Below are 24,649 nucleotides of genomic sequence, written 5' to 3'. Positions count from 1 at the left end.
CGCCGCACGCTTCCCCATCAAACGCGCGGCACCTCGACGTGACGTCGCGCAAGGAAAGTCCTCATGCAACTGATCATTGCCAACAAAAAATACTCGTCGTGGTCGATGCGTCCCTGGGTCTTGCTCAAGCATTTCGGCATTGCGTTCGACGAGCGGAACGTCTGGCTCGCGCAGCCCGACTCGCGCGAGCAGATCTTGCGCTATTCCCCCACAGGCAAAGTGCCGTGTCTGATTGACAACGGCATTACCGTCTGGGACTCGCTGGCCATCTGCGAATACCTGGCCGAAAGCTATCCGCATCTGCCTCTGTGGCCGAAGTCGCGCGAGGCACGCGCCCATGCGCGCAGCATCTGTGCGGAGATGCACAGCGGCTTCACCGCGTTGCGCACGAACATGTGGATGAACGTCGGTGCGCATTGGCCGGGCGCGGGCTCAACGCCCGAGGTGCTGAGCGATATCCGTCGTGTCGAAGCGATCTGGGAGGATTGCCTCGCGCGTTACGAAGGCCCGTTCCTGTTCGGTGACTTCACCATTGCCGATGCGTTCTATGCGCCGGTGGTGATGCGCTTCGCGACCTTCGAGCCGTCGTTGTCGGCGCACGCGCAGGCGTATGCCGATCGCATTCGAGAAGTGGCTGCCGTGCAGGCGTGGGTGGCAGGAGGGCGTGGCGAGACGGTGCGCATCGCCTATTACGAAGTTCGCCCATGAAGATTTACGCTGTCGGCGGCGCAATTCGCGACGCCATGCTGGGGCTGCCCGTCAAGGATCGCGACTACGTGGTGGTCGGCGCGACACCCGAAGACATGGTGCGACAGGGCTTCAAACCGGTAGGCCGCGATTTTCCGGTGTTTCTCCATCCCGAAACCCGTGCCGAATATGCGCTCGCCCGAACCGAGCGCAAGACGGCGCGCGGCTATCACGGCTTTTCGTTCTACTTCGCTCCGGAAGTCACGCTGGAGGAAGACCTCGCCCGGCGCGACTTCACCATCAACGCGATGGCGCGCGAAGTCATGCCCGACGACAGTCTGTCGGACGAGCTGATCGATCCCTACGGCGGCAAACGCGATCTCGACGCGAGGCTGTTTCGCCATGTCGGCGAAGCCTTCGCGGAAGATCCGGTGCGAATTCTGCGTTGCGCGCGGTTTGCGGCACGCTTCACCGATTTCTCCGTGGCCGACGAGACGCTCGTACTGATGCGCGAAATGACAGCCAACGGCGAAGTCGACGCGCTGGTCGCCGAGCGGGTCTGGCAGGAGATTTCGCGCGGGCTGATGGAGCATCGGCCATCGCGCATGTTCGACGTGTTGCGTGCGGCGGGTGCGCTCGAGCGCATCCTTCCCGAACTGGCCCAGTTGTGGGGTGTGCCGCAGCGCGCCGACTTTCATCCCGAAGTCGATACCGGCGTGCATGTGATGATGGTGATCGACTACGCTGCGACGCAGGGTTATGCGTTGCCGGTGCGATTTGCCGCGCTCACGCACGATCTCGGCAAAGGCACGACGCCGGAAGACGTGTTGCCGCGTCATATCGGACATGAGGGCCGTAGTGCCGGGTTGCTCGGCCCGCTGTGCACGCGTTTGCGTGTGCCGGTCGAATGCCGCGAATTGGCGCAGGTCGTTGCGCGCGAACACGGCAATATCCACGGAAGCCAGAAGTTCGGCGCAGCGGCGCTGGTGCGTTTGCTGGAGCGGTGCGACGCCTTGCGCAAACCCGACCGGTTTGTCGAAGTGCTTCAAGCCTGCGAGGCCGATGCCCGCGGACGCGGAGGTGATTTCGCGAGCGCACCCTATCCGCAGCGAGACCGGTTGATGGCCGCGCTCGCTGCGGCGCGCGGTATCGATGCAGGGGCTGTCGCAAGCCGGTACGCCGACAATCCCGCGAAGATCCGCGACGCTGTACAGGCCGCAAGAATCGAGGCCGTCGAAGCGGCGGGGTTGCGAGCAGCAGACGAGTGCGCTTAGCAGGTGTGAGGCCGTTCGCGTCACATACCCGCAGTTCCCAAAGGTGTGCACGATGACTATTGAGATTCCGTGGACGACATGAAGTCGTCGCGACGCGGCGGCGCGAGCAACGTCATGTCTTGCGCCGGGGGCGGGAGCGCGCGCCCCGCCATCTTGATTCTCGCCATTTCGATCGATACGCTGTAAGTCCGCTCGTCGCGAGCGAAGACGAGACCTTTCTGACGTCTTATCAATTTGCCGACCGTTAGCGCCTGCGCGGGATCGTGCCGGATGCGGCGCCGTGCGTAGTCTGCGAGTCGTGTTGATGACTGCGTGTGTTGCATGAGCGCCGAGGGCAGCAACAGGTCGGCCTCGCTGCTTGCCGCATAGCCTTTATCCAGCATCTCGCTGAACTCACCCGCCCGCAAGCGGGCATGCAACGACGTGAAGGCCGCCGCGCTTCTGAACATGGATTTGCATGCGCACAGGCTGAACATCGCGCAATCGATGCGGCTTTGCTGGGCGCCTGTCTCGCAGAGCATCAAATGCCTGCCGAGCCCGTTCCGGGCGATGCATGTGACGGTGTCCTTCAGCGTGTTGGCCAGCCGAAGGAGCAGCATGGCCGAGCCTGTCGCGTTCAGCGTGCTCGATTCGATGACGATGATGGTGGGTTCGCCCGCATCGATGCTCAGGTCAGCACCCACGCAATGTCCTTCCTTCGGGCTGAGTTCGATAAGACACTGCTCGCGGTGCGAGGCTTGCGTTCGGCATTGTTCGCTGACGTATGCCGCGAACGCTGCGGGTGTCGGGTGATGGGAGATCCGCAAGCCAGGATAAAGCGACATCTCCGAGCGGATGAGCGCCGGAATGGCATCCCGGTCGGCCCAATACATGTCCATGCTTTGCCGGTTGGCCTTCAGAAAGGCAACGGCGAAGTTGTAGTAATGCGTGGGAGTATCGGGCAGCTTCAGTACGTCGGGTTCGGGGAACGGGACATTCCCGGCGAAATGCAGCGCGGCACTGAAGCACTTCCCCGGTAGCGCGTGACCTTCGGGATGGCTCAACGTGACCAAGGGCGACGTGGTGGCATTGGCGGTGCGCTGTTGGCTGCCGGGCAGTGACATCATGAGCGGGGCTCCAGAAATGGCAAAAGGCAAAGACCCCCCAATGATGGCGGTCTTTGCCTGTGGCCGATGTTGCCCCTGACGCGAGAATTACGGATTTGCAGTCAGCGAGAACGCGCGCCCTTGCACACGATCGGCAAGACTTATTCGAACGCTTTGTCGTTCGGGTTCGCGTAGAGCTGCTTGAGCTGTTCGCTCATCGGGAAGTTGAAGCTGGTGTTCTTCGGCGGCACCGGCGATTCGAACCACTTCTTGTACATCGTGTTGATCTCGCCACTCTTCATTACGCCCGCCAGCGTGTCGTCGACGAGCTTTTTGAACTCCGAATCGCCGTGCTTCATCATGAAGCCGTAAGCCTCGAACGACTGCGGCGTTCCCGTCACGACCCAGTCGTCCGGATTGCGGCCCATCGTGCGCGAGCCCGCGAGCAGCACATCGTCCATCATGAACGCCTGAACACGGCCGCCCTGGAGCATGGTGAACGATTCGCCGTAGTCCTTGCCCGAAATCACGCTCATGTTCATCTTCTTGTCGTTGTTCATCTTGTTGAGGATGCGCTCCGACGTCGTGCCCGCATTGGTTACGACAGGCTTGCCCGCGAGATCAGGAAAGTCCTTGATGCCCGAATTCTTGTTCACCAGCAGCCGCGTGCCCGCGACGAAGAACGTATTCGAGAAGTTGACCTGCGCCTGACGCGCTTTCAGGTTCGTCGTCACGCCGCACTCGATATCGACCGTGCCGTTCTGCACGAGCGCAATACGGTTCTGCGAAGTGACGGGGATGAAGCGCACTTGCAGATCGGGCTTCTTCAGACGGGTCTTCACCACGTCGACGATCTTGTTGCACAGATCCTGCGAGTAGCCGATGACGTTGTGGTTGTTGTCGTAGTACGAGAACGGAATCGACGACTCGCGATGCCCGATGGAGATCACGCCGCTGCTCTCGATCTTTTGCAGCGTCTCCGATGCGGGCTGAGCCTGTGCCGCGCCTGCCGCCACACACATCGCTACGCCCAGCATTACCCCGGTCAATCGCATCTTGATCATGCCCTGCTCCTGAAAATGGTCTCACCCGTGATTCACACTTGAATCATTTGTTTCATGTTAATTTTTTTGCAACAAATGATCAAATGGTCGTTAACCCTAGCGATGGTATGGGTTTGGGGCAAAGGGGCGGTGGCAGCGCGCGAGCCGCCGCGCCAGTCTTGCGAGAGGCCGCGGATGCGTGGGGGAATCAGGCCGGGAGAGACGGCGGGAAGCGGCTGGCGGGTGCTGCAACAGGTGTTGCGCCCGCCGCCGGACTTACAGCAATCGAATCAGGAGATTGAAGACGAGAGAGAGCACGACGGTGGAGGCGAACGGAAAGAGCATTTCGCGACCTCGCCAGCGCAAACGCAGGTCACCGGGCAATCGGCCGATGCCGAGTTTGGTGAGCCACGGCGAAGCTGCCGAGAGGATGCAGATCGCGATGAAGATCGTAAACATCCAGCGGAACATCGGCGTGGCCTCGTGTGAAGGGGAGACGTTAGAGCGCGTGGCTGCGGTCGCCGGTGGCGAAGCCGATCAGGCCGGCCCACTCGTCCATTCCGCGTCCGAAGGCGATGACTTTGAAGAGTTCGCCCATCTCGGCCTCGGACAGCAATTTCTGTGCGGCCGCCGTTGCGGGCAGGAACGTCTTCGGATCGGTCGGATCGAGCGCGCTCATCAAGTCGATGATGCCCGCGTTCATCAGGAATCGCGCCTGCGACGTGAAGCCCAGCAGATCGAGCCCGGCATCGACGCCGGCATCGGCGATCCCTGAAAAGTCCACGTGCGCGGTGATGTCCTGCAAGCCCGGGTAATAAAACGGATCGTCGTGCGCGTGGTGTCGATAGTGACACATCAACGTGCCGTGAGCGCGTTGCGGATGATAATACTCCCGCGCCGGGAATCCGTAGTCGATGAGCAGCAACACGCCGCGCGCGAGCAGCGGCGCCACGCTGCGCACGAAGGCGGATGCGGCTTCGTGCGTTTCCGTCAGATACTCCTGTGTCGGCGGCAGATCGGCCAGTGCACCGAGCGCTTCCGGCAACGGACCGGTGTACAGACGTTCTTCCCACCCGAAACCCGCCGGCGTGCGCACCACGCCGCGCTCGAACCAGATGGGCTGTCCTGTCTCGTCCGGACGGCGCGCCCACAGGTGAACCGGCATGGCATCGAGCACTTCGTTGCCGAGCATGACGCCGCGAAAGGCGTCGGGCAACTGATCGAGCCACGTGACACGCGCGAGAAGATGCGGCGCAGCGTTGGCGATGGTCTCGCGCTGGCGTGCGCGCAGCTCGCCGGAGAGTTCCATGATCGAGTACGTCTCGCAGGGCGTGCCTTCGGCTTCGAGGGCGAGCAACAGATCGGCGGCCAGACGTCCCGACCCTGCGCCGAATTCCAGCACCTGTGCGTCGCCCGTCTGTTCGAAGATCTCGCCGAGTTGACGCGCGAGCGTGCGGGCGAAGAGCGGCGTGAGTTCCGGTGCGGTAACGAAGTCGCTGCCGTCGGCGGCGAGACGCCCGAATTTGGCGGCGCCGGCGGCGTAGTAACCGAGGCCGGGTGCGTACAAGGCCAGTTCCATGAAGCGATCGAAGGGCAGCCAGCCGCCGGCTGCGTCGATGGCGTCGGCGAGATGAGCCGTGAGACGGCGCGAGTGTTCGAGCGCGTCCGGCTCCGGAACGGGTAAACTATGCGGTTTCGGTGCGGCCTGATTCATGCGGGCATTGTAACGGAGACGGTGCGGACTGGCTGCTTGAGATGTGAAAGCGCGTCTGCGGGCGATATCGGCGAAAATTCCGCCGGTTTTTGTCAGTTTTTGACCGTTTTCGCATGGTTTTCGCCAGTTTTTGCAATATGTGCCCTTTGTTCGGGCGACTTGCGAGGCTATCGCGAGCCATCACGCCCGGTGCCGGGCCTAGCCTGCCTGCCGCCCGAAGTTCGTCTGCTTGCTTGCCCACTGACCGGAATCTGCCGTATGACCGTTGCATCGACGCCACGCCCCTCGCCTGCCGCTAGCGACGCCGCCAGCGCGCGCGTTGTGCCGCGCGTGGCGCTCGTGACGGGCGGCGCGCGCCGGATCGGGCGCGCGATTGCGTTGCGGCTTGCTGCCACGGGGTGGGACGTTGCCGTTCACTACGAGCGTTCGCACAATGAGGCGTTGGAGACCGTCGCGGCCATCGAGGCGTTGGGGCGCCGGGCGGTGGCGTTGCAGGCGTCGCTTGCCGATGAAGCTGCCACAGCCGGTCTCATCGCTCGCTGTATCGAAGCGCTTGGTGTGCCTGCCTGCCTCGTCAACAATGCGTCGCGCTTCGAGTACGATAGCGCCGACGATTTCGGCTATCAGGCGCTGGAGCGCCACATGCGCGTGAATGCGGGCGCACCGCTGGTGCTCGCGCGTGAAATGCACGCCGCACTGGGCGAGACGCAACGCGGTGTTGTCGTCAACCTGCTCGATCAGAAGCTGGCGAATCCGAACCCCGATTACTTGTCGTACACGCTGTCGAAGGCGGCGCTGGATGTGGCGACGACCTTGCTGGCGCAGGCCTTCGCCCCGCGTTTGCGCGTGGTCGGCGTTGCGCCGGGCGTCACGCTGCTGTCGGTCGATCAGACCCCCGGGGGCTTCGCGGCGGCACATGCGTCGACGCCACTGGGCGCGTCGTCGACACCGGAGGACATTGCGCAGGCCGTGGCGTATCTGGCCGAAGCCCCTGCGGTGACAGGCACGGTGCTGTATGTCGACGGCGGGCAGCATCTCGCGAGTTCGTCGCGCGACGTGAAATTTCTGACCGAGCCGGCCGATGCCGACCGGTCTCGTTGATTGTCATTACGAGTTTTCAAAATGCATAGCGCTCTTTCCCACCCTCGCCTGATGGACTGCCGTCGCATGTTTCTGCGCGACTATGAGGTGTTCATCAACATCGGCGTGCACGATTACGAGAAGCGGGGCGAACAGCGCGTGCTGATCAACGTGCAACTGTTCGTGCCGCTCGCCGAGAGCACCCCCGTGGCCGACAAGCTCGACGAGGTTGTCGACTACGACTTCATGCGCGAGACGATTGCCAAGCGCGTGGGGCAGGGCCACATCCATTTGCAGGAAACCCTGTGCGACGACGTCGCGAGTGCGCTGCTGGCGCATCCGCGCGTGCGTGCCGTGGGCGTGTCGACCGAGAAGCCCGACGTGTACCCCGATTGCCACTCGGTGGGCATCGAAGTTTTCAAGATGAAGGATGCCTGACATGAGTGCCGTCATGCCCGAGACCGGCGCGCCACTGGCCGCGAGTGCAAACGTTGCCGCCGACAGTGTGAAGAAAGCGCAGAAGCTCGCGTTCGAGAACAATAAGCTCGAGAAGCGGCTGTTCCGTCTGACGGGGCAGGCCATCGGCGACTACAACATGATCGAGCAAGGCGACCGTGTGATGGTGTGCATGTCCGGTGGCAAGGACAGCTACGCCATGCTCGATATCCTGCTCAAGTTGCGCGAGCGCGCCCCGATCGACTTCTCGATCGTCGCGGTCAATCTCGACCAGAAGCAGCCGGGTTTCCCGGAGCATGTGCTGCCCGATTACTTCCGTTCCATCGGCGTGGATTTCCACATCGAGAATCAGGATACGTATTCCATCGTCAAGCGCGTGGTGCCTGAGGGCAAGACGACCTGCTCGCTGTGCTCGCGCCTGCGCCGCGGCATTCTTTATCGCGTGGCCGGCGAACTCGGTGCGACCAAGGTCGCGCTGGGCCACCATCGCGACGACATCATCGAGACCGTCTTCCTGAACCTGTTCTACGGTGGCAAGCTCAAGGGCATGCCACCGAAGCTGCAATCGGACGACGGCAAGAACGTCGTGATCCGCCCGCTCGCGTATGTGCGCGAATCGGATCTGGAGCGTTACGCCGAGTACAAGCAATTCCCGATCATTCCGTGCACGCTGTGCGGCAGCCAGCCGAACCTGAAGCGTGCCGAGATGAAGGCGCTGATCCGCCAGTGGGAGAAGCAGCATCCGGGGCGCATCAAGTCGATTTTCAGCGCACTGTCGAATGTGATTCCCTCGCACCTGATGGATACGAACCTTCACGACTTCAAGAATCTGCGTGCAACCGGGCAGCCTGATCCGCTCGGCGATATAGCGTTCGACGAGGCACCGTGCGGCGATGAAAACGACGCCGGCATCATTCGTATCACGCAATTCGACGACTGAGCGAGATTCTCGTCGCTCGCTGGTTCATTCCTTGACGCGGCCCTGCCAACCTCTCCGGCGGGTCGCAAGACACCGAAACTCCGACTCTCGAATCGTCACGACGCCATGAATATTGTGATTCTCGCCGCCGGCATGGGTAAGCGCATGCGCTCGAAGCTGCCGAAGGTGCTTCAACCGCTGGCCGGCCGGCCGCTCTTGTCGCATGTGATTGCGACCGCACGCAAGCTCACGCCGGGCCAACTCATCGTGGTGATCGGGCATGGTGGCGACGCCGTGCGCGAGGCGGTTGCCGGCGATGGCGTGCGCTTCGCGGAGCAGGCGCAACAGTTGGGCACGGGGCACGCGGTGCAGCAGGCAGCGCCGCTGCTCGACGAATCGGTGCCGACGCTGGTGCTTTACGGCGACGTGCCGCTCACGCGCCCCGAGACGTTGCAGGCGTTGCTCGACGCCGCAGGCAACGACAAGCTGGGCGTGCTTACCGTCGATCTGGAGAACCCGACGGGTTACGGCCGGATCGTGCGCGACGCGGCCGGCAACGTGCTGCGCATCGTTGAACAGAAGGACGCCAACGAGGCCGAATTGGCCATTCGCGAGATCAACACCGGCATCGTGGTGGCACCCACGCGTGCGCTCAAAGGCTGGTTGAGCGGCTTGAAGAATCAGAATGCGCAGGGCGAGTACTACCTGACGGACGTGATTGCCTGCGCGGTGGCCGACGGCGTGCCGGTCGTCACCACGCAACCGGCGTTCGCGTGGGAGCCCAACGGTGTGAACGACAAAGTGCAGCTTGCCGAGCTGGAGCGCGACTATCAGCGCAACGCGGCGCGCGCATTGCTCGTGGCGGGCGTCACCCTGATCGATCCGGCTCGCTTCGACCTGCGCGGCGAGATCGTGTGCGGCACCGATGTCGCTATCGATGTGAATTGCGTATTCGAAGGCCATGTGACGATTGGCGACGGCGCGACCATCGGTGCGAACTGCGTGATTCGTAACAGCACCATCGGTCCGGGCACGCGCATCGAGGCGTTCAGTCATCTGGATGGCGCCGTGGTCGGCGCCGATGCGCACATCGGGCCGTATGCCCGCCTGCGCCCGGGGGCCGATCTGGCCGATGAGGTGCACATCGGTAACTTCGTGGAAGTGAAGAACGCGTCGCTTGCCAGGGGTTCGAAGGCCAACCATCTGGCCTACGTGGGCGACTCGACAGTGGGAGCGCGCGTGAATATCGGCGCGGGCACCATCACGTGCAATTACGACGGCGCGAACAAGCATCGCACCGTGATCGAGGACGACGTCTTCATCGGTTCGGACACGCAACTCGTGGCGCCGGTGACCGTGCGTCGCGGCACGACGATTGCCGCTGGAACCACCGTGTGGAAGGACACGCCGGAAGACGCGCTGGTGCTCAACGGCAAGACGCAGGAAGCGAAGATGGGTTACGTCCGTCCGCGCAAGCAGAAGCAGTAAAATTGAGGAATATGGGCCGGTGCACGAGGTGGAGCGTGCGCTGGCAAAGTCAAAACGGATCGAATCCGATCGAATGAGCCAGGGCTCTCTGGCATAAAGGGAAGCGAATATGTGCGGCATTGTCGGCGCGGTGGCGCGACGTAATGTAGTACCGGTGTTGGTGGAAGGTCTGCGTCGTCTGGAATACCGCGGCTATGACTCGTGCGGCGTAGCCGTGCTGAAGGACGGCGTGCCTCAGCGCGCGCGCAGCGTGTCGCGTGTGGCCGATCTCGACGAGCAGCTTGCGCAAACGCACCTGAGCGGCGAGACGGGCATTGCCCACACCCGTTGGGCGACGCACGGCGCACCGGTCACGAACAATGCGCATCCGATCTTCTCGCGCGACGAAGTGGCGCTGGTCCACAACGGCATCATCGAGAATCATGAAAGCCTGCGTGAGGAGCTTCGTGGCCTGGGCTACGACTTCGTGTCGCAGACAGACACCGAAGTTATCGCACACCTGATTCATCACATTCTGACGAACGGTGCAGCGAGCGATCTGTATCACGCTGTGCGTCTGGCAACGCGCCGTCTGCATGGTGCCTACGCCATCGCCGTCTTCCGTAAGCAGGAGCCGCACCGGGTGATTGGCGCGCGTGCGGGGTCGCCGCTGGTCGTGGGCGTGGGTGAGGGCGAGAACTTCCTCGCCTCCGATGCACTGGCGCTCGCGGGCACGACGGATCAGTTCATCTATCTGGAGGAGGGCGACGTCGTCGAACTCACGCTGGAGGGCGTGACGATCATGGATCGCAACCATGAGATCGTCGAGCGCGAGGTTCGCACGGTGCAGGCGTACACGGGCGCGGTGGAACTGGGTCCGTATCGTCACTACATGCAGAAGGAAATCTTCGAGCAGCCGCGAGCGATCGGCGACACGATGGAAGGCGTGGAAGGCATTTCCCCGACGCTTTTCGGCGAGACGGCGGAAGCGGTGCTGAGCAACGTCGACTCGATCCTGATTCTGGCGTGCGGCACGAGCTACTACTCGGGCATGACGGCCAAGTATTGGCTGGAATCGCTGGCGCAGATCCCCACGCAAGTGGAAGTGGCAAGCGAGTACCGCTATCGCGACAGCGTGCCGAATCCGAGAACGTTGGTGGTCACGATTTCGCAGTCGGGCGAGACGGCCGATACGATGGCGGCGCTACAGCACGCCCAATCGCTGGGCATGACAAACACGCTCGCGATCTGCAACGTGGGCACCAGTGCGATGGTGCGTCAGACGGCGTTGCATTACCTGACGCGCGCCGGCACGGAAATCGGCGTGGCGTCGACGAAGGCGTTCACGACGCAGTTGACGGCGTTGTTTCTGCTGACGCTGACCATGGCGAAACTGCGCGGACGTTTGACGGTGGCGCAGGAAGCCGACTATCTGACGCAATTGCGCCACCTCCCCGCGGCGCTGCACAGCGTGTTGGCGCTGGAGCCGCAGATCATCGCGTGGGCGGAGGAGTTTGCCCGTCGCGAGAATGCGCTGTTCCTGGGACGCGGTCTGCACTATCCGATCGCGCTCGAAGGCGCGCTCAAGCTCAAGGAAATTTCGTACATCCACGCCGAGGCCTATCCGGCGGGCGAATTGAAGCACGGCCCGCTTGCGCTGGTGACGGAAGAGATGCCGGTGGTGACGGTCGCGCCGCGCGACGCGCTGGTCGAGAAGCTGAAATCGAACATGCAGGAAGTGCGTGCGCGCGGCGGCCAGTTGTACGTGTTTGCCGACGCCGACACGGAGATTGCAAATGCCGATGGCATTCATGTGATCCACATGCCGGAGTATTACGGCCAGCTTTCGCCGATTCTGCACGTCGTGCCGCTGCAACTGCTCGCCTATCACACCGCGTGCGCGCGCGGCACCGATGTCGACAAGCCCCGCAACCTCGCTAAATCGGTGACGGTGGAGTAAGTCGCCCGGGCGCATGTCGCGTCTGCGCAAGACAAGGCCGGCTTCGCTACCCGCGAGCCGGCCTTTTTCGTTGGCAGACGATTTTCCGGCGGGACGCCGCTATTTGATCGACGTCCCTTGTCTCTTCGCCGTCAGCTTCTTTGAAACTGCGCCGCGTCCGAGAGCGGCCAATATTGACCTTGCAGACGCTCCCGTGCGAACGACGTAATGTCTGCGGTACTCAAGCCCACGCTGTCCACCGAGATGATCTGCTTCGCCAGATGCTGGTAGTAGGCCCGAAAGTGGTTCGCCCCCTTCAACGCAATGATCCGGTGCTCGCTGACGTCGAGACCGTGAAGCGCGAACGGCTCGATGTCGTAGATCTGCTCCGAGCGCGAGGCCACGATGACATCGACGCCATCGATAACGAGCCGGCACATCGTTCCCAGATCGAATCGCACGCCCGCGAACATGGCACCGGGCCGGTTCACGAACTTTCCGTCGGTGATCGACTTCACGTAGGCGTCGGCTTCAATGGGCTGACCTTGATAGCGCCCCAGCTTGCCGCCCAGCGACACGCGAATCGTGGCGCCGACGCCCGCTGCCTGCGCTTGTGCGACCACCGCAGCGTCGTTGATGGAAGCGAAGCAGGCGGTTCCCGGCGCCGGACGGGCCGACAGCAGCGCGCGCAAGAGATGCGTGCCGTCGCCGGGCGTGCCGCCGCCGGGGTTATCGGCATATTCGTTCACGACGATGGGGCCGACTGCGGCAGCGAGCGCCGTGGCGACGCCTTCGGCGGGCGACGGGAACGACGGGCGAAACGCTTCACGATGGTTCCATATCCAGTCGGCGACTTCGTCCGCCAGGGCCTGAGCCTTTTGCGCGTCTGCGTTGGTCGTGCACACGACCGTGGGGCACGGCGCGGCAATATCCGCATACGGGAACCCATGGAACCATGAGCAATCCACCACACCTTCCTGCTGCGCGAGCCGTGCGCAAAGGTCGTTGACGAGCGCCGGCGTGAAGCCGTCTTGCGTGGTGACGATGTAGGGCAGCATCGGCAGGCGTCGCATCGCAACGACGGGTTTCAGACGTGCGTCGAGGATCTGTATCAACAACTCGACGGCCTCTACGCCACGGTCGAAAAAGTCCGTGTGCGGGTATAGCTTGCAGGGCAACGTGATGTCGCAAGCACTGCGCATTTCCTCCGTGAAGTTGCCATGCAGGTCATAGACCGCTGCGATGGGCACGCCGGGGCCGACGAGTGCTCTGACGGCCGTGGCGAGATCGCCTTCGACGTCTTCCGTGCCGTGGGCAACCCCTGCGCCATGCAGCGCCAGCAATACGCCGTCGACTGGCAGCGTCGCACGGATGCCTTCGAGGATCTCGTGCTTCATTGACGCGTAGGCGCTCGCCTCGATCGTGCCCGACGGCGTGGCTTGTCCCACAAACGTGTATTCGAGCGTGACACCCGCCTGGCGCGCGCCTTCGATGAAGCCGCCAACCTGATGGTTGGACGCCTCGAAGGCGGCGGGAATCGCGTCGTGCCAGTACTGCTCGAACGCGCGTAACGGCGTCATGCCGGAGAATTCGGCCGCGTAGGTGTTGGTCTCGTGAATGATGCCGGCAACGGCAAACCGGACAGGGGCTCGTTCCATGGTCAAGGTCATGTTCTCCTGAGTCATTCTGACTAGGCTTATCGGTTCACCGTCTTCGGGTCGAAGCTCAGCGCGATGAGCGCGCTGATGACGAGCGAGCCTGCAATGATGAAGATCGCGGGGGCGGTGCTGTGATAGGTGTCGCGAATCCAGCCGATCAGGTACGGGCTGACGAAGCCTCCCAGGTTGGCCAGACTGTTGATGGCGCCGATCGATGCCGCTGCCGTGGCGCCGCCGAGGAATGCCGTCGGCAGCGTCCACATGATGGGCGAGAAGCTGATGATGCCAGCGGCGGCCACCGAAAGCGAAATAATCGCGAGCGTCAGATTTTGTGCGGCGAACACACTGGCGACGAGTCCGGCAGAGCCGAGCAGCATGATGCCGGCCAGATGCCAGCGGCGTTCGCGCCGGTGATCCGAGCTTCTGCCGACGGCGACCATCGCGATCGCAGCGACGCAGTAGGGGATGGCGCTGAGCAGCCCGACCTGAAGACCACCCACGGCACCGGCGTCCTTGATGAGCGTGGGCAGGTAGAAGCCCAGCGTGTAGAGCGCCATCATCGCGGGAAACGTCATCAGGATGATCTTGCCGATGCGCACGTCACGCACGATCTGCGACATGGGCATGTGCGGACGCCCTTGGTCATCCTGCGCAATATCGTGTGCGATCAATTCGCGTTGTGCTTGCGTGAGCCATTTGGCGTCTTTGACGCGATCCGTCAGGATCAGAAGCACGCCGATGGCCAGCGGGATCGTAGGCAGCGCTTCAAGCACGAACACCCACTGCCAGCCGGCATGTCCGCCGACTTGATGGAAGGTGTCGAGAATCCAGCCGGAGAGCGGGCCCCCGATAAGACCCGCGACCGGGATGCCTGCCTGAAAGATGGCCGTCATCTTCGCGCGGCGGCGATTGGGGAACCAGTACGTCAGAAAGAGAATGACGCCCGGGTAGAACCCGGCTTCCGCCACGCCGAGCAGAAAGCGCACCACATAGAACTGCCACGGCGCGCTGACGAAAGCCATGATCCCGGAGAGCAAGCCCCAGGAAATCATGATGCGTGCGATCCACAGACGTGCGCCGACGCGATGCATGATCAGATTGCTCGGCACTTCGAAAAGCATGTAGCCGACGAAGAACAGCCCGGCGCCCAACCCGTACGCCGCTTCGCTGAATTGCAGATCGGCAAGCATGTTGAGCTTCGCGATGCCGATGTTCACGCGGTCGAGATAGGCGACCACGTAGCACAGCATCAGGAAGGGGATGAACCGCATGGCGACCTTCCGATAAGTCGCGTCTTCGAATGTCGTGCGCTCGATGCCTGCGCCGATGTCCGGTGTAATCGTTGCCTGTTGTTTCATGAGCCTAACTCCCGCGGCGGGTATGGACGTTCGTGGAATCAACTGGTCTGCAAGGCGGATTCCCCGCGTCGTGCCAGTTCATCTGCATGGTCGTGAAATGCTTTGAGTTCTTCGGGGGGCACGAGCGAGCCACCGGTCGACCAGATCACGTGGGTCGCCCGAGTCATGTCCAGGCCGTGCTGTCGAACGTAGGCCTGGCCCTCTGGCGAATCGCTAATCCACTGCGGGCCGCTAACACCTGCCGCAGCAGACGGTTCGACCAACACCCCCAGACCGGACTTCAGTACGCGAAGGTTCAGGAAAAGCGCGACATCCGAGACGGTGAACACGCCGGAGAGCTGCGATGCCATGAGCGGCGCCACCAGATGGGAGGCTTCGCCCACGGCCAAGCCATCGGCGTCGGTCTTGTTGTCGAGGCCGATGTCGTAGACGGAGACAGGTGTATCGCTGTGCGAGGCCAGTTGCACCAGCATGCAGGGGGACGCGATCGGTTCGACGAAGAAGCAGTGAACGTGCGGGCCGAACAGGGCCTTCAGCCCATAGGTGATGCCGCCGGGCGCACCGCCCACACCGCACGGCAGGTAGACGAACAGCGGGTGCTGCGCATCGACTGGCCTGCCCGCGTCTTGCAATTGAGCGGCGAGGTAGCGTGCGCTCGCGGCGTAGCCGAAGAAGAGCAGGTCCGAGCGCTCGTCGTCGACGAAGTGGCTGTGCGGTAGTGCCAACGCCTGAGCGCGACCGCTGGCGACGGCTTCCGCATAGTCGCCGATGTGCTCGACCACGCGGACCCCCCGTTTGCGCAGCCGGTCTTTCTTCCAGGCTTTCGCATCGGCGGACATGTGGACCACAGTGTCGAATCCCAGCGCGGCCGCCATCACGCCAATGCTCAGGCCGAGATTGCCCGTGCTGCCCACGGCAACGGTGTATTCGGCGAAGACGGCTCGCACTTCCGGCGTGTTGAGACGGCGGCGGTCGTCGTCCGGCGACATCAATCCGCGCGTCAACGCAATTTCCTCGGCGACCGCCAGCACTTCGTGGAACCCGCCACGCGCCTTGATCGAACCTGCCACGGGCAAGGCATCGTCCCGCTTGAGGAACCATGCACCCGCGCTGGCGGCACTGCCGCACGACAGCGAGGCTTTCAGTTTGTCGGCGGGCATCAACGCCGACTCGATGTGTCCGCCGGTGTCGCTCAGTTCGGGGAAAAGCTCGGCGAGAAGCGGCGCGCAGCGGGCCATGCGCGCGTGAGCGTCTTCGATCAGCGCCGTCGACGGGGCGGTCGGGGGCAGCGGCTGTCCGAGCCGGTCGTTCAACCAGAGTGAAGGAATCCTTGCTTGAAGCTTGGCTAATAGGGTTCCGAACTGGATGGGGGCAGACATGATTGGCATTTTGCTCACAATTTGCTGATACTCGACACGATGCTAGCGTCTGGTTTCGGGTAAAAATAGCGCTGGATTCTAATGAACGCATTAGCTGGGCTAATTCATATGCAACTGGATTCATCCATGCTCGGGGCACTGCGGTGCTTCGAAGCGGCGGCGCGATTACTGAGTTTCACGCAGGCGTCGCGGTCGCTGAATCTCACGCAAAGTGCCGTCAGCCAACAGATTCGGCATTTGGAGGAGCGGCTTGGGTATCGGTTGTTCGTGCGGCAAGCGCGGAGTCTGAAACTCACCGACAAGGGTGAGGTGCTGTTCGAGGTCACCACGCGCGCGTTGGGTGACATACAGGCGACATTGCAGAGGCTTGGGCTATCGAATGCGCCGCTTCAGGTGAGTTGCCTGCCGTCTTTTGCGCTGCAATGGCTGATGCCGCGCCTGACGGAGTTCCACCGGCGGGAGCCGGACGTTTCCGTGCGATTGCGGGCCGAATTTCAGAGCGTGGACCGGCAGTCCATGCGAGTGGAAGACATCGATGTGGCCGTGCGCTACGACCCCACGACATACTCGGAAGTCCGGGCCGACGTGCTGCTCGACGAATATCTGGTGGCGGTCGCCACGCCGGAGTATCTGGCGGCCCATCCGGGGCTCGCGGACGGCACCTCGCTGGACGGCGTGGTGTTCCTGCACGACGCATCGCCGTGGGTCGGCGCGGCCGAATTCGTCGAGTGGCGAACGTGGATGCAGGTGAATCGCCCCGACGGGCCGCACCATATCGACGGCCCCCAGTTCAACTTGTCGAGCCTTGCGCTGGCGGCGGCACTCAGTCACCAGGGCGTTGCCATGGGACGGACGGCGCTTGTCTACGACGACATTCGAAGCGGCCGTCTGGTCGCGATCATGGGCAAGCCGGTGAAAGCGCCTGCGAGATACGTGCTGCTTTCACGTGACCCTCACGACCGCCGAACCGCGATTTTTTCCGATTGGATCAAGCGGGAGTGCCATCGTTTCGATATCGAGCGGCACCGCTTGCTTCAGGAGTAGGACGAGAGGATATTCGCGTTCAGTTTTGACTTCTGCCCTCACCCCTACTCCCACTCCAGCGCTTTCTTGCCCCATTCGTAGGCGAAGCCGACCGCGAGAAGGAACAGGAAGAACATCATGGCGAGGAAGCCGGGCCAGCCCACGTCTCGAATCGCTACGGCCCACGGAATGGTGAACGCCAATTCGATATCGAACACGATGAAAAAGATAGCGACGCGGTAGTAGCGCACGTCGAACTGTTTGCGGGCGTCGCCGAAAGCGTTGAATCCGCACTCGTACGGGGAATTTTTCTCCGCGTCCGGACGATGTGGCCGAATCGGCTTTGCGACCACCAGAAGGCCCGCGCCGATGAGCAGAGCGACAACCAGAAACAGCAGGACGGGGAAGTATTCGGAGAGTTGCACCGGGGCTCCTTCATGAGACCAGCACCGAATCTCGTGCCGGGCGGAGCGCGTTAGTGCCTTCGACGCTGGCGAACGTTCCTCATTGACGACAGCTTTGGGGAGTGTCCCTGCCGGTGAGCCCTCACCCATCGTTGGCGCTCCTGTACTTGGCCGAGTCATGCCGCTGTTCATATGATTCGTCATGGAAATCGTCATTTCGACGAAAGAATACGTTTTTACGACGAATTGACGCTACATTTCATCGGGAACCCTCCCTAGAATTGATGTCGTGGTGCTTGCACGAATATGCCGGGAGAATGACGCCGGCGTGATGCGAGCCCTCTTGTTCGACGTCTTGATCCGGGGAAAAAACATGAAAAAGATCGCTTTACTTGGCGCAGGACATATCGGCCAGACCATTGCGCGCCTGCTGCATGACAGCGGCGACTACCGGGTGACGGTTTTCGACCGCAACCCGCTGGCGTCTGCGGTGGTCCATGAATATGCGGATGCGTTTGTCGAACTGACCGGCAGCGATACGGGCTCGTTACGGAAGGCCATATCGGGCCACGACGCCGTCGTCAATGCGCTGCCCTACACGATGGCGACGAGTGCTGCGACGGCCGCTGTGGCGGCTGGCTGTCACTACTTCGACCTGACCGAAGACGTAGCCGCGACCCATGCCATCCAGCAACTCGCCGAAGGGGCATCGACCGCACTGATGCCTCAGTGCGGTCTGGCGCCGGGTTTCATCGCTATCGCGGCGCATCACCTGGCGGCAGCGTTCGATCAGGTCGACTCCGTGAAGATGCGCGTCGGCGCGTTGCCGGCGTTTCCCACCAACTCGCTGAAATACAACCTGACGTGGAGCGTCGACGGGCTGATCAACGAGTATTGCCAGCCGTGCGAGGCGATTCGCGACGGCGTCAGGCTGACCGTACAGCCGCTGGAGGATCTGGAACACTTCTCGCTCGATGGCGTGGAGTACGAAGCGTTCAACACCTCAGGCGGGCTGGGCACGCTGTGCGAAACCCTCAGTGGGCACGTGCGCGATCTCGACTACAAGTCGGTGCGCTATCCGGGCCATGGGGCGTTGATGAAGGTGTTGTTGAACGAACTGCGTTTGAAAGACGATCAGGAGACGCTCAAGACGATGCTCAAGCGCGCCGTACCGAGCACCTTGCAGGACGTGGTGCTCATCTTCGTGGTCGTGAGCGGTCTGCGCAGCGGGGTGCTCACGCAGGAAGTCTTCGCGCGGAAGATCTTCGCGGAGCGCAATAACGGGCACAGCGCCAGCGCGATTCAGATCACCACGGCATCGGCGATCTGTGCGGCGGTCGATATGTTCTTCGCGGGCCAATTACCGCAACGCGGCTTCATACGGCAGGAGCAGATTGCCTTGCCGGACTTCCTGGCCAATCGATTCGGTCAGGCCTACGCCCATTCGACGCGTATCGAATCCCTCTCCTGAGGCAAGAAGCGCGCCGCCGTGTCGCTTGCCGGCGCGACCGGCGGCGGGCGCGAAGTCACCGTGCGATTCCCGGCCGGTGAGGGTGTTTGATTACACATGGAAAAAATTTCCCGATTATTTCGAATGTTGGGATGAATTTTCCATAAAACCCGCCATGGGCGGGTGATTCGGCAAGCCTTTTCTCACTTCTGCCGCGTAGGATCGACGCACTTATTTATCCGGGGCCGATCATGCGCGAGAGAGAAACACTCCATTACTTCGACTATGCAGCCACCACGCCCGCCGACGCCGCTGTGATTGCTGCGATGTCCGACTGTCTCGGCGTGGATGGCGTCTTTGGCAATCCCGCGTCGAGTTCGCATGCGGCGGGCGTGAGCGCGCGCCGTCTCGTGGAGCGCTCGCGCGCGCAGGTCGCGGCCCTCATCGGTGCCGACGCGGCGGAGATCGTGTGGACGTCCGGCGCCACTGAATCGAACAATCTGGCGCTCAAGGGCTATGCAGAGATGGGGCAGGCGCGTGCGCACATGATGACGAGCGTGCTCGAGCACAAGGCGATTCTCGATACGATGGCGTATCTGGAAAAGCGCGGCGTGCCGGTCACGTATGTGACGCCCTCGATCACCGGCGAGATCACGGCCAACGCGGTGGCGGCGGCCTTGCGTCCCGATACGGGACTGGTGTCGCTCATGCTGGTCAATAACGAACTCGGCACGCTGACCGACGTCGCGGCCATTTCCAGGGTCGTGCACGCGGCAGGGGCGCTGCTGCATGTCGATGCCGCACAGGCGCTGGGCAAGACGCCCATTGACGTGAAGGCCATGGGCATCGATCTGCTCTCGATGTCGGCACACAAGGTGTACGGGCCGAAGGGGATCGGCGCGCTGTACGTGAGCAAGGACGTCATGCCGCGCATCGCGCCTCAAATGCACGGCGGCGGTCATGAACGCGGCTTGCGCTCCGGCACGCTGGCAACGCATCAGATCGTTGGCATGGGGACGGCATGCGAGTTGGCCATGCAGGCCATGACGACCGATAACGCCCGCATTGCCCAACTGAGCCGCCGCCTGCTCGACGGCGTGCTGGCACTCGACGGTGTGGTGCACAATGCGGCCGATGCGCAACGCATTCCGCATACGCTGAGCCTGACCGTCCGGCATCCCGGCTTCTACACGTTCATGCTCAACGGCAATCTCGCCGTGTCGTCGACATCGGCTTGCAACTCGGCCTCGGGGCAGCCTTCGCATGTGCTGAGTGCCATCGGACTCGACGGTGAAGCGGCGAGCCGCACCGTGCGCGTGAGCCTCGGTCGCTTTACCGACGAGGCTTGCGTCGACTTCGCGATTGCCTGCTTCGAACGCGCTGTCTGTCAGTGCCGGGCATTAGCCGCCTGAGATCATGTTTGCCGCCTGCTTCGGCGCTTCAACGCGCCGAACGTCGAAGGGTGTGTGTCGCAGTCTTGTATTATGCTTTGAGCGACTTGCGACATTACTGACTTGAATTCTCTCCCTCCCCCCACCCACCTTCACATCGGAGGTAAGTATGAGCAAAGAGAAAGATAGTTCGGACACCGGATCAACGACAGGCGCCGGTGCGCCGGCGGCAAGCGACCGAAATACATTATCGGTCGGGGCGGACGGCCCGCTGCTGCTTCACGACGTTCACTTCATCGAGCAAATGGCGCACTTCAATCGGGAGAAGGTGCCCGAGCGTCAGCCCCATGCGAAAGGCGCTGGCGCTTTCGGCGTATTCGAAACCACCGAAGATGTCAGCCGATATACCAAGGCCTCGCTATTCAGGAAGGGCGCCAAGGTGGAAATGCTCGCGCGCTTTTCCACGGTCGCGGGCGAATCCGGCAGCCCCGATACCTGGCGCGACGTGCGCGGCTTCTCCCTCAAGTTCTATACCGACGAAGGCAATTACGATCTCGTCGGCAACAACACACCGGTTTTCTTCGTGCGCGACCCGATGAAGTTTCCGCACTTCATCCGCAGTCAAAAACGTTTGCCGGACTCGGGGCTGCGCGACAACCACATGCAATGGGACTTCTGGACGAACAATCCGGAGTCGGCGCATCAGGTGACGTATCTGATGGGCGACCGTGGCTTGCCGCGTACCTGGCGTCATATGAACGGCTATGGTTCGCATACTTATCTGTGGATCAATGCGAGCGGCGAGAAATTCTGGGTGAAGTATCACTTCCATACCGAGCAGGGCATGGAGTTCTTCTCGAACGCCGAAGCGGCAACGATGTCCGGTCAGGACGCCGACTTCCATCGCCGGGATCTGTTCGACGCCATCGTGCGCGGTGAGCATCCTAGCTGGATTTTGCGGGTGCAGGTCATGCCGTATGCCGACGCGAAGCAGTATCGCTTCAATCCGTTCGACCTGACGAAGACGTGGTCGCACAAGGACTATCCGCTGATCAAGGTGGGCAAGATGACGCTCAACCGCAATCCGGAGAACTTCTTCGCGCAGATCGAGCAGGCAGCGTTCTCGCCGGGCAATACCGTGCCGGGCATCGGCCTGTCGCCCGACAAGATGCTGCTCGGACGCGCCTTCGCGTACAACGACGCGCAGCGCAATCGCATCGGGACAAACTTCCATCAACTGCCGGTCAATCGCCCGAAGGTGCCGGTGCAGTCGTATATGTTCGATGGTCACATGGCGTTCGAGCACAGCGGCAATGCACCGACTTACGTGCCGAACAGCGGCGGCCGTCCGTATGCCGATCAGACTGGCCCGGCGGAGGACGGCTGGGAGTCGGACGGCGCCATGGTGCGCAGTGCCTACACGCTGCACAAGGAGGACGACGACTTCTCGCAACCGGGAAATCTGGTACGTCACGTATTCGACGATGCGGCGCGCACGCGTCTGGTCGAGACCGTGTCGGGCGCGTTGCTGGCCGGGGTGCGTAGCCCGGTGCTCGAGCGGGCCTTCGACTACTGGAAGCAGATCGACAAGGACGTCGGTGCGCGCATCGAGCAGGCGGTGAAGCGCGCCAGGAAGTAGGCTTTTTTCGCCACGGTATCGACTGCGGCGGGTCGCGATGCATGGCATCGCGCCCGCCGTTTTTCGTATGGAGAGGGTTTGGTTTCGGGGTCGACGCCGAGTCCGGTGTTGCGCTTGACGACGCGCCGATCCGGTTCGGTATTCCGGCGTAAAAATGTCACGCATTGTGAGTGCGCGTGCTTCCTGATAGCATGAGGGCTGCTTCACGGAGATGGCATACCTCCGGCGTTCGTTTCGCAAACCGCCCCTCCCCGGGGCTGATGATGCCTGCAAGATCCTGGCTTGCCGGGAGGTTGCGGGCTATGCGTACGAGCGTTTCTCTCGTTCCCTTCGAATCCCGATTCCCTTCCGGCAGTGTTCAGGCAATTTGTCGACGACGTCGTTCGTCCCGATGTTTGAGTCCATGAAGATGTTTCACGATTCCCCGTTGCGTGACCTGTTCGGTGTACTGCCGCGTGCCGCCCATGTCAGTGCGCTCGCCGCGCTCGTCGGTGTGATGGCCGGCAGCGCCTCGGCGCTATTTCTTGTTGCGCTCGATCTCGCGACCGATACCCGGCTGATTCACCCGTGGCTGCTGTGGCTGCTCCCGGTGGCCGGCTTCGCGGTCGGCTGGATCTACCTGCGCCTCGGTGCCAGTGTGGAAGCCGGTAACAATCTGCTGATCGACGAGATTCACGATCCGCAACGCGTCGTGCCGTTACGCATGGCGCCGCTCGTGCTCGTTGGCACCGTCGTCACGCATCTGTTTGGCGGGTCCGCCGGGCGGGAAGGCACCGCCGTGCAGATGGGCGGCGCCCTGGCCGATCAACTCACCCACGTCTTCCGGCTGTCCGGCGAACAGCGTCGTGTGCTGCTGATGTCGGGTATCGCGGCAGGGTTCGCATCGGTGTTCGGCACGCCGCTCGCGGGGGCTGTCTTCGGTCTGGAAGTGCTCGCCATCGGGCGCTTGCGCTATGACGCCCTGTTGCCGTGTCTCGTTGCGGCGCTGGTTGGCGACGCCGTTACGCGTGCCTGGGGAGTGCATCACACCGCGTACACGATCGCACCTGGCTTATTTACCGCGTCGATGTCGCTCTCGGGCGCGTTCAGTGCCGCCGTCGCCGGGGTGCTTTGCGGACTGACAGGCATGGCCTTCGCGCAGGCGACGCACGCGACGTCTGCCTTCATGAAACGGCGCATCGCCTATGCCCCGCTGCGGCCCGTAGCCGGGGGCGTGCTGGTTGCGGCCGCCGCCACGGCGTTGGGCACGCCGCAGTACCTCGGTCTCGGTATTCCGACCATCGTCGACGCGTTTCATACCACGCTGCCCTGGTACGACTTCCTCGGCAAGGCGCTCTTCACGGTGGTCACACTGGGCTCGGGGTTCAAGGGCGGGGAGGTGACGCCGTTGTTCTACATCGGCGCGACGCTGGGCAACGCACTCTCGCATGTGCTGACGTTGCCCGCAGCCGTGCTCGCGGGCATCGGCTTTGTCGCGGTATTCGCCGGGGCTGCCAACACGCCCATTGCGTCGACGTTGATGGCCATCGAGATCTTCGGCCCGCAGATCGGAGGCTACGCGGCGATCGCGTGCGTGCTGGCGTATCTGTGTTCCGGGCATACGGGGATCTATCGTGCACAGCGCGTCGGGCACGGCAAGCATGGCGCCGTGCCGGAAGGCATGCGGCTTGCCGACCTGCCGGCATGGCGCAAGTCGCTCGGGGCCGGTCGCCGTGCTGCGGAGGACGCGCAGGAAACGCGCCGCCGCTAAACGGTGCCGCGCGCCAGATCCCTCAGCGTTCGCTGAAATGCCGCCGCGTTTTTCATGCCCTGATCCTCGTGATTCGTGTTGAAGAGGACATGTGTGTCGTCGGCCAGCGCCGCAATGCGTTGGACGCGAGCCGAAATGTCGATCAATTCGCTCGCGCTGTATTCGTAGACGAATCGCCCGGACGAGGCGATAACGCCCTGCCGGTTCCACGCGTCCGCATTCCGGCCATGCAAACGCACGACACACAGATCGTCGCGCGTCGTCGCCCACACGGCGGGCACCGTATTGTCGAATCCTCCCGGACTGTCGACGATGGTGTGCGCCGCGCCCGTCTCGCGCAACATGGCCAGCGTGGCGGCTTCGCGCGATGGCGTGTCGAACCAGCTGCGGTGCCGGAATTCGATGGCGTGCCGCTCGCCCTCCAGCCGCCGTGCCGTCTCGAAGACGAGCGCCCGGCCTGCCTTGTCGTTGCGCACGCGCGGCGAGAACTGGAAGTGAATCGCCGTCAGTTGTTCGCTCTGACGCAGCGGCTCGACGGCTTCGAGATAGCGTCGCCAGAGTTCGTCGCGCAGTTCGGTGGGGATGTCGTGCGGCGTGACGTCGCCTACAAGCCCTGGTCTCGCCCCACCGCTCGCGCCAAGTGCGTCGGCGATGTCGGGGGGCAAGGCCGCGAGGGGGGTCGTATGGCCGGTGAACGCGCGAAACGCCTTGATGTGGAAGCGAAATGAGGGCGGCGTACGTTGCGTCCATCGCCATGCCACGGCGGCATCGGGCAAACGGTAATAGCTGCTGTCGACTTCCACCAGATCGAACTTCGACGCGTAGTGACGCAACCGTGCCTCGGGCGTAGCAACGCCCGGCGGGTAGAACCGTCCGCAAGCAATGAGTGTCGGATCGGTCCATGACGAGGTGCCGGTGCGAATCGTCATGAGG

General features: G+C 62.7%; 20 protein-coding genes, 1 pseudogene and 1 riboswitch. Of the genes and pseudogenes, 12 read left to right on the top strand and 9 right to left on the bottom strand.

Features of this window, described 5'->3' with window-relative positions; all coding sequences use genetic code 11:
- Window positions 1-63: 63 nt before the first annotated feature.
- The gene (locus PCO31110_RS03455; RefSeq protein WP_150583517.1) at window positions 64-708 is read left to right on the top strand and encodes a glutathione S-transferase family protein; all 645 of its coding nucleotides are present in this window, start codon (window positions 64-66) and stop codon (window positions 706-708) included.
- Window positions 705-1,961 carry a multifunctional CCA addition/repair protein gene (locus tag PCO31110_RS03450; RefSeq protein WP_010805527.1) on the top strand — a complete coding sequence of 419 codons (1,257 nt, stop codon included), beginning with the start codon at window positions 705-707 and terminating at the stop codon, window positions 1,959-1,961. Before PCO31110_RS03455 ends, PCO31110_RS03450 begins: the two co-directional genes overlap by 4 nt.
- 56 nt (window positions 1,962-2,017) lie before the next feature.
- Here PCO31110_RS03450 and PCO31110_RS03445 read toward each other — a convergent pair whose 3' ends face one another.
- The 4 genes from PCO31110_RS03445 to PCO31110_RS03430 all read right to left on the bottom strand — a co-directional run bounded on the left by PCO31110_RS03445 (window position 2,018) and on the right by PCO31110_RS03430 (window position 5,803).
- Window positions 2,018-3,067 carry a YopJ family acetyltransferase gene (locus tag PCO31110_RS03445; protein WP_010805526.1) on the bottom strand — a complete coding sequence of 350 codons (1,050 nt, stop codon included), beginning with the start codon at window positions 3,065-3,067 and terminating at the stop codon, window positions 2,018-2,020.
- A gap of 140 nt (window positions 3,068-3,207) precedes the next feature.
- On the bottom strand, window positions 3,208-4,110 hold the full coding sequence (locus tag PCO31110_RS03440; protein WP_010805525.1) for a glutamate/aspartate ABC transporter substrate-binding protein: 903 nt from the start codon (window positions 4,108-4,110) through the stop codon (window positions 3,208-3,210).
- A gap of 255 nt (window positions 4,111-4,365) precedes the next feature.
- Window positions 4,366-4,560, bottom strand: coding sequence for a DUF2905 domain-containing protein (locus PCO31110_RS03435; protein ID WP_010805524.1), 195 nt, complete (start codon window positions 4,558-4,560; stop codon window positions 4,366-4,368).
- A gap of 28 nt (window positions 4,561-4,588) precedes the next feature.
- Entirely contained in the window at window positions 4,589-5,803 is a 1,215-nt protein-coding gene (locus PCO31110_RS03430; protein ID WP_150689623.1) for a class I SAM-dependent methyltransferase, read from the bottom strand.
- 258 nt (window positions 5,804-6,061) lie between these two features.
- Here PCO31110_RS03430 and PCO31110_RS03425 point away from each other — a divergent pair, with 258 nt between their 5' ends.
- From PCO31110_RS03425 to glmS, 5 genes are all read left to right on the top strand, one after another.
- Entirely contained in the window at window positions 6,062-6,904 is an 843-nt protein-coding gene (locus PCO31110_RS03425; protein WP_010805522.1) for an SDR family oxidoreductase, read from the top strand.
- Window positions 6,905-6,925: 21 nt separating this feature from the next.
- Window positions 6,926-7,321, top strand: coding sequence for a dihydroneopterin aldolase (locus PCO31110_RS03420; protein WP_010805521.1), 396 nt, complete (start codon window positions 6,926-6,928; stop codon window positions 7,319-7,321).
- A gap of 13 nt (window positions 7,322-7,334) precedes the next feature.
- Window positions 7,335-8,279, top strand: a complete 945-nt coding sequence (gene ttcA, locus PCO31110_RS03415; protein ID WP_144265901.1) for a tRNA 2-thiocytidine(32) synthetase TtcA — start codon at window positions 7,335-7,337, stop codon at window positions 8,277-8,279.
- 105 nt (window positions 8,280-8,384) lie between these two features.
- A complete protein-coding gene (glmU, locus tag PCO31110_RS03410) occupies window positions 8,385-9,746 on the top strand; it encodes a bifunctional UDP-N-acetylglucosamine diphosphorylase/glucosamine-1-phosphate N-acetyltransferase GlmU (protein ID WP_010805519.1) in 1,362 nt (453 codons plus the stop codon).
- Window positions 9,747-9,855: 109 nt separating this feature from the next.
- On the top strand, window positions 9,856-11,685 hold the full coding sequence (glmS, locus tag PCO31110_RS03405) for a glutamine--fructose-6-phosphate transaminase (isomerizing) (protein ID WP_150689622.1): 1,830 nt from the start codon (window positions 9,856-9,858) through the stop codon (window positions 11,683-11,685).
- A 131-nt stretch (window positions 11,686-11,816) separates the two neighbouring features.
- Here the strand turns inward: glmS and PCO31110_RS03400 are convergent, their stop codons facing one another.
- Genes PCO31110_RS03400 through dsdA form a run of 3 tightly spaced genes read right to left on the bottom strand, consistent with a single transcriptional unit; the run spans window position 11,817 to window position 16,068 of the window.
- The gene (locus PCO31110_RS03400) at window positions 11,817-13,322 is read right to left on the bottom strand and encodes a M81 family metallopeptidase (protein WP_150689621.1); all 1,506 of its coding nucleotides are present in this window, start codon (window positions 13,320-13,322) and stop codon (window positions 11,817-11,819) included.
- A 38-nt stretch (window positions 13,323-13,360) separates the two neighbouring features.
- A complete protein-coding gene (locus PCO31110_RS03395; protein WP_217427257.1) occupies window positions 13,361-14,680 on the bottom strand; it encodes an MFS transporter in 1,320 nt (439 codons plus the stop codon).
- A 38-nt stretch (window positions 14,681-14,718) separates the two neighbouring features.
- Complete coding sequence (dsdA, locus tag PCO31110_RS03390) at window positions 14,719-16,068, bottom strand: D-serine ammonia-lyase (protein WP_174979292.1); 1,350 nt, start codon at window positions 16,066-16,068, stop codon at window positions 14,719-14,721.
- 99 nt (window positions 16,069-16,167) lie between these two features.
- On the opposite strand from dsdA, the gene PCO31110_RS03385 reads away from it, so the two are divergent.
- Window positions 16,168-17,103, top strand: a complete 936-nt coding sequence (locus PCO31110_RS03385) for a LysR substrate-binding domain-containing protein (RefSeq protein WP_150689619.1) — start codon at window positions 16,168-16,170, stop codon at window positions 17,101-17,103.
- Between the two features lie 44 nt (window positions 17,104-17,147).
- On the opposite strand, the gene ndhC is transcribed toward PCO31110_RS03385, so the two are convergent.
- A complete protein-coding gene (gene ndhC, locus PCO31110_RS03380; protein ID WP_217427256.1) occupies window positions 17,148-17,507 on the bottom strand; it encodes an NADH-quinone oxidoreductase subunit A in 360 nt (119 codons plus the stop codon).
- Between the two features lie 352 nt (window positions 17,508-17,859).
- Between ndhC and PCO31110_RS03375 the strand changes: the two genes are divergently transcribed.
- From PCO31110_RS03375 to PCO31110_RS03360, 4 genes and pseudogenes are all read left to right on the top strand, one after another.
- Window positions 17,860-18,957: a saccharopine dehydrogenase family protein gene (locus tag PCO31110_RS03375; RefSeq protein WP_010805497.1), complete on the top strand. Its 1,098-nt coding sequence runs from the start codon at window positions 17,860-17,862 to the stop codon at window positions 18,955-18,957.
- Window positions 18,958-19,187: 230 nt separating this feature from the next.
- Window positions 19,188-20,345, top strand: a pseudogene (locus PCO31110_RS03370) (cysteine desulfurase family protein); the annotation flags it as partial.
- 151 nt (window positions 20,346-20,496) lie between these two features.
- Complete coding sequence (locus PCO31110_RS03365) at window positions 20,497-21,966, top strand: catalase (RefSeq protein ID WP_010805495.1); 1,470 nt, start codon at window positions 20,497-20,499, stop codon at window positions 21,964-21,966.
- A gap of 198 nt (window positions 21,967-22,164) precedes the next feature.
- Window positions 22,165-22,243, top strand: a riboswitch (Fluoride riboswitch).
- Window positions 22,244-22,375: 132 nt separating this feature from the next.
- Window positions 22,376-23,716, top strand: a complete 1,341-nt coding sequence (locus PCO31110_RS03360) for a voltage-gated chloride channel family protein (RefSeq protein ID WP_246189707.1) — start codon at window positions 22,376-22,378, stop codon at window positions 23,714-23,716.
- Here the strand turns inward: PCO31110_RS03360 and PCO31110_RS03355 are convergent.
- Complete coding sequence (locus PCO31110_RS03355) at window positions 23,713-24,645, bottom strand: DUF72 domain-containing protein (protein ID WP_150689616.1); 933 nt, start codon at window positions 24,643-24,645, stop codon at window positions 23,713-23,715. The two genes, PCO31110_RS03360 and PCO31110_RS03355, sit on opposite strands and share 4 nt — an antisense overlap.
- Window positions 24,646-24,649 lie beyond the last annotated feature (4 nt).

The sequence above is a fragment of the Pandoraea communis genome, assembly GCF_902459745.1.
Lineage (GTDB): Bacteria > Pseudomonadota > Gammaproteobacteria > Burkholderiales > Burkholderiaceae > Pandoraea > Pandoraea communis.
The sequence above is the reverse complement of the archived record's forward strand: the minus strand, read 5'-3'. Positions and strand labels throughout refer to the sequence as shown.

Coding starts and splice junctions, on each gene's coding strand:
- PCO31110_RS03455 (WP_150583517.1), top strand. CDS start 64: ATGCAACTGATCATTGCCAACAAAAAATACTCGTCGTGGTCGATGCGT.
- PCO31110_RS03450 (WP_010805527.1), top strand. CDS start 705: ATGAAGATTTACGCTGTCGGCGGCGCAATTCGCGACGCCATGCTGGGG.
- PCO31110_RS03445 (WP_010805526.1), bottom strand. CDS start 3,067: ATGATGTCACTGCCCGGCAGCCAACAGCGCACCGCCAATGCCACCACG.
- PCO31110_RS03440 (WP_010805525.1), bottom strand. CDS start 4,110: ATGATCAAGATGCGATTGACCGGGGTAATGCTGGGCGTAGCGATGTGT.
- PCO31110_RS03435 (WP_010805524.1), bottom strand. CDS start 4,560: ATGTTCCGCTGGATGTTTACGATCTTCATCGCGATCTGCATCCTCTCG.
- PCO31110_RS03430 (WP_150689623.1), bottom strand. CDS start 5,803: ATGAATCAGGCCGCACCGAAACCGCATAGTTTACCCGTTCCGGAGCCG.
- PCO31110_RS03425 (WP_010805522.1), top strand. CDS start 6,062: ATGACCGTTGCATCGACGCCACGCCCCTCGCCTGCCGCTAGCGACGCC.
- PCO31110_RS03420 (WP_010805521.1), top strand. CDS start 6,926: ATGCATAGCGCTCTTTCCCACCCTCGCCTGATGGACTGCCGTCGCATG.
- ttcA (WP_144265901.1), top strand. CDS start 7,335: ATGCCCGAGACCGGCGCGCCACTGGCCGCGAGTGCAAACGTTGCCGCC.
- glmU (WP_010805519.1), top strand. CDS start 8,385: ATGAATATTGTGATTCTCGCCGCCGGCATGGGTAAGCGCATGCGCTCG.
- glmS (WP_150689622.1), top strand. CDS start 9,856: ATGTGCGGCATTGTCGGCGCGGTGGCGCGACGTAATGTAGTACCGGTG.
- PCO31110_RS03400 (WP_150689621.1), bottom strand. CDS start 13,322: ATGGAACGAGCCCCTGTCCGGTTTGCCGTTGCCGGCATCATTCACGAG.
- PCO31110_RS03395 (WP_217427257.1), bottom strand. CDS start 14,680: ATGAAACAACAGGCAACGATTACACCGGACATCGGCGCAGGCATCGAG.
- dsdA (WP_174979292.1), bottom strand. CDS start 16,068: ATGCCAATCATGTCTGCCCCCATCCAGTTCGGAACCCTATTAGCCAAG.
- PCO31110_RS03385 (WP_150689619.1), top strand. CDS start 16,168: ATGCAACTGGATTCATCCATGCTCGGGGCACTGCGGTGCTTCGAAGCG.
- PCO31110_RS03375 (WP_010805497.1), top strand. CDS start 17,860: ATGAAAAAGATCGCTTTACTTGGCGCAGGACATATCGGCCAGACCATT.
- PCO31110_RS03365 (WP_010805495.1), top strand. CDS start 20,497: ATGAGCAAAGAGAAAGATAGTTCGGACACCGGATCAACGACAGGCGCC.
- PCO31110_RS03360 (WP_246189707.1), top strand. CDS start 22,376: ATGTTTCACGATTCCCCGTTGCGTGACCTGTTCGGTGTACTGCCGCGT.
- PCO31110_RS03355 (WP_150689616.1), bottom strand. CDS start 24,645: ATGACGATTCGCACCGGCACCTCGTCATGGACCGATCCGACACTCATT.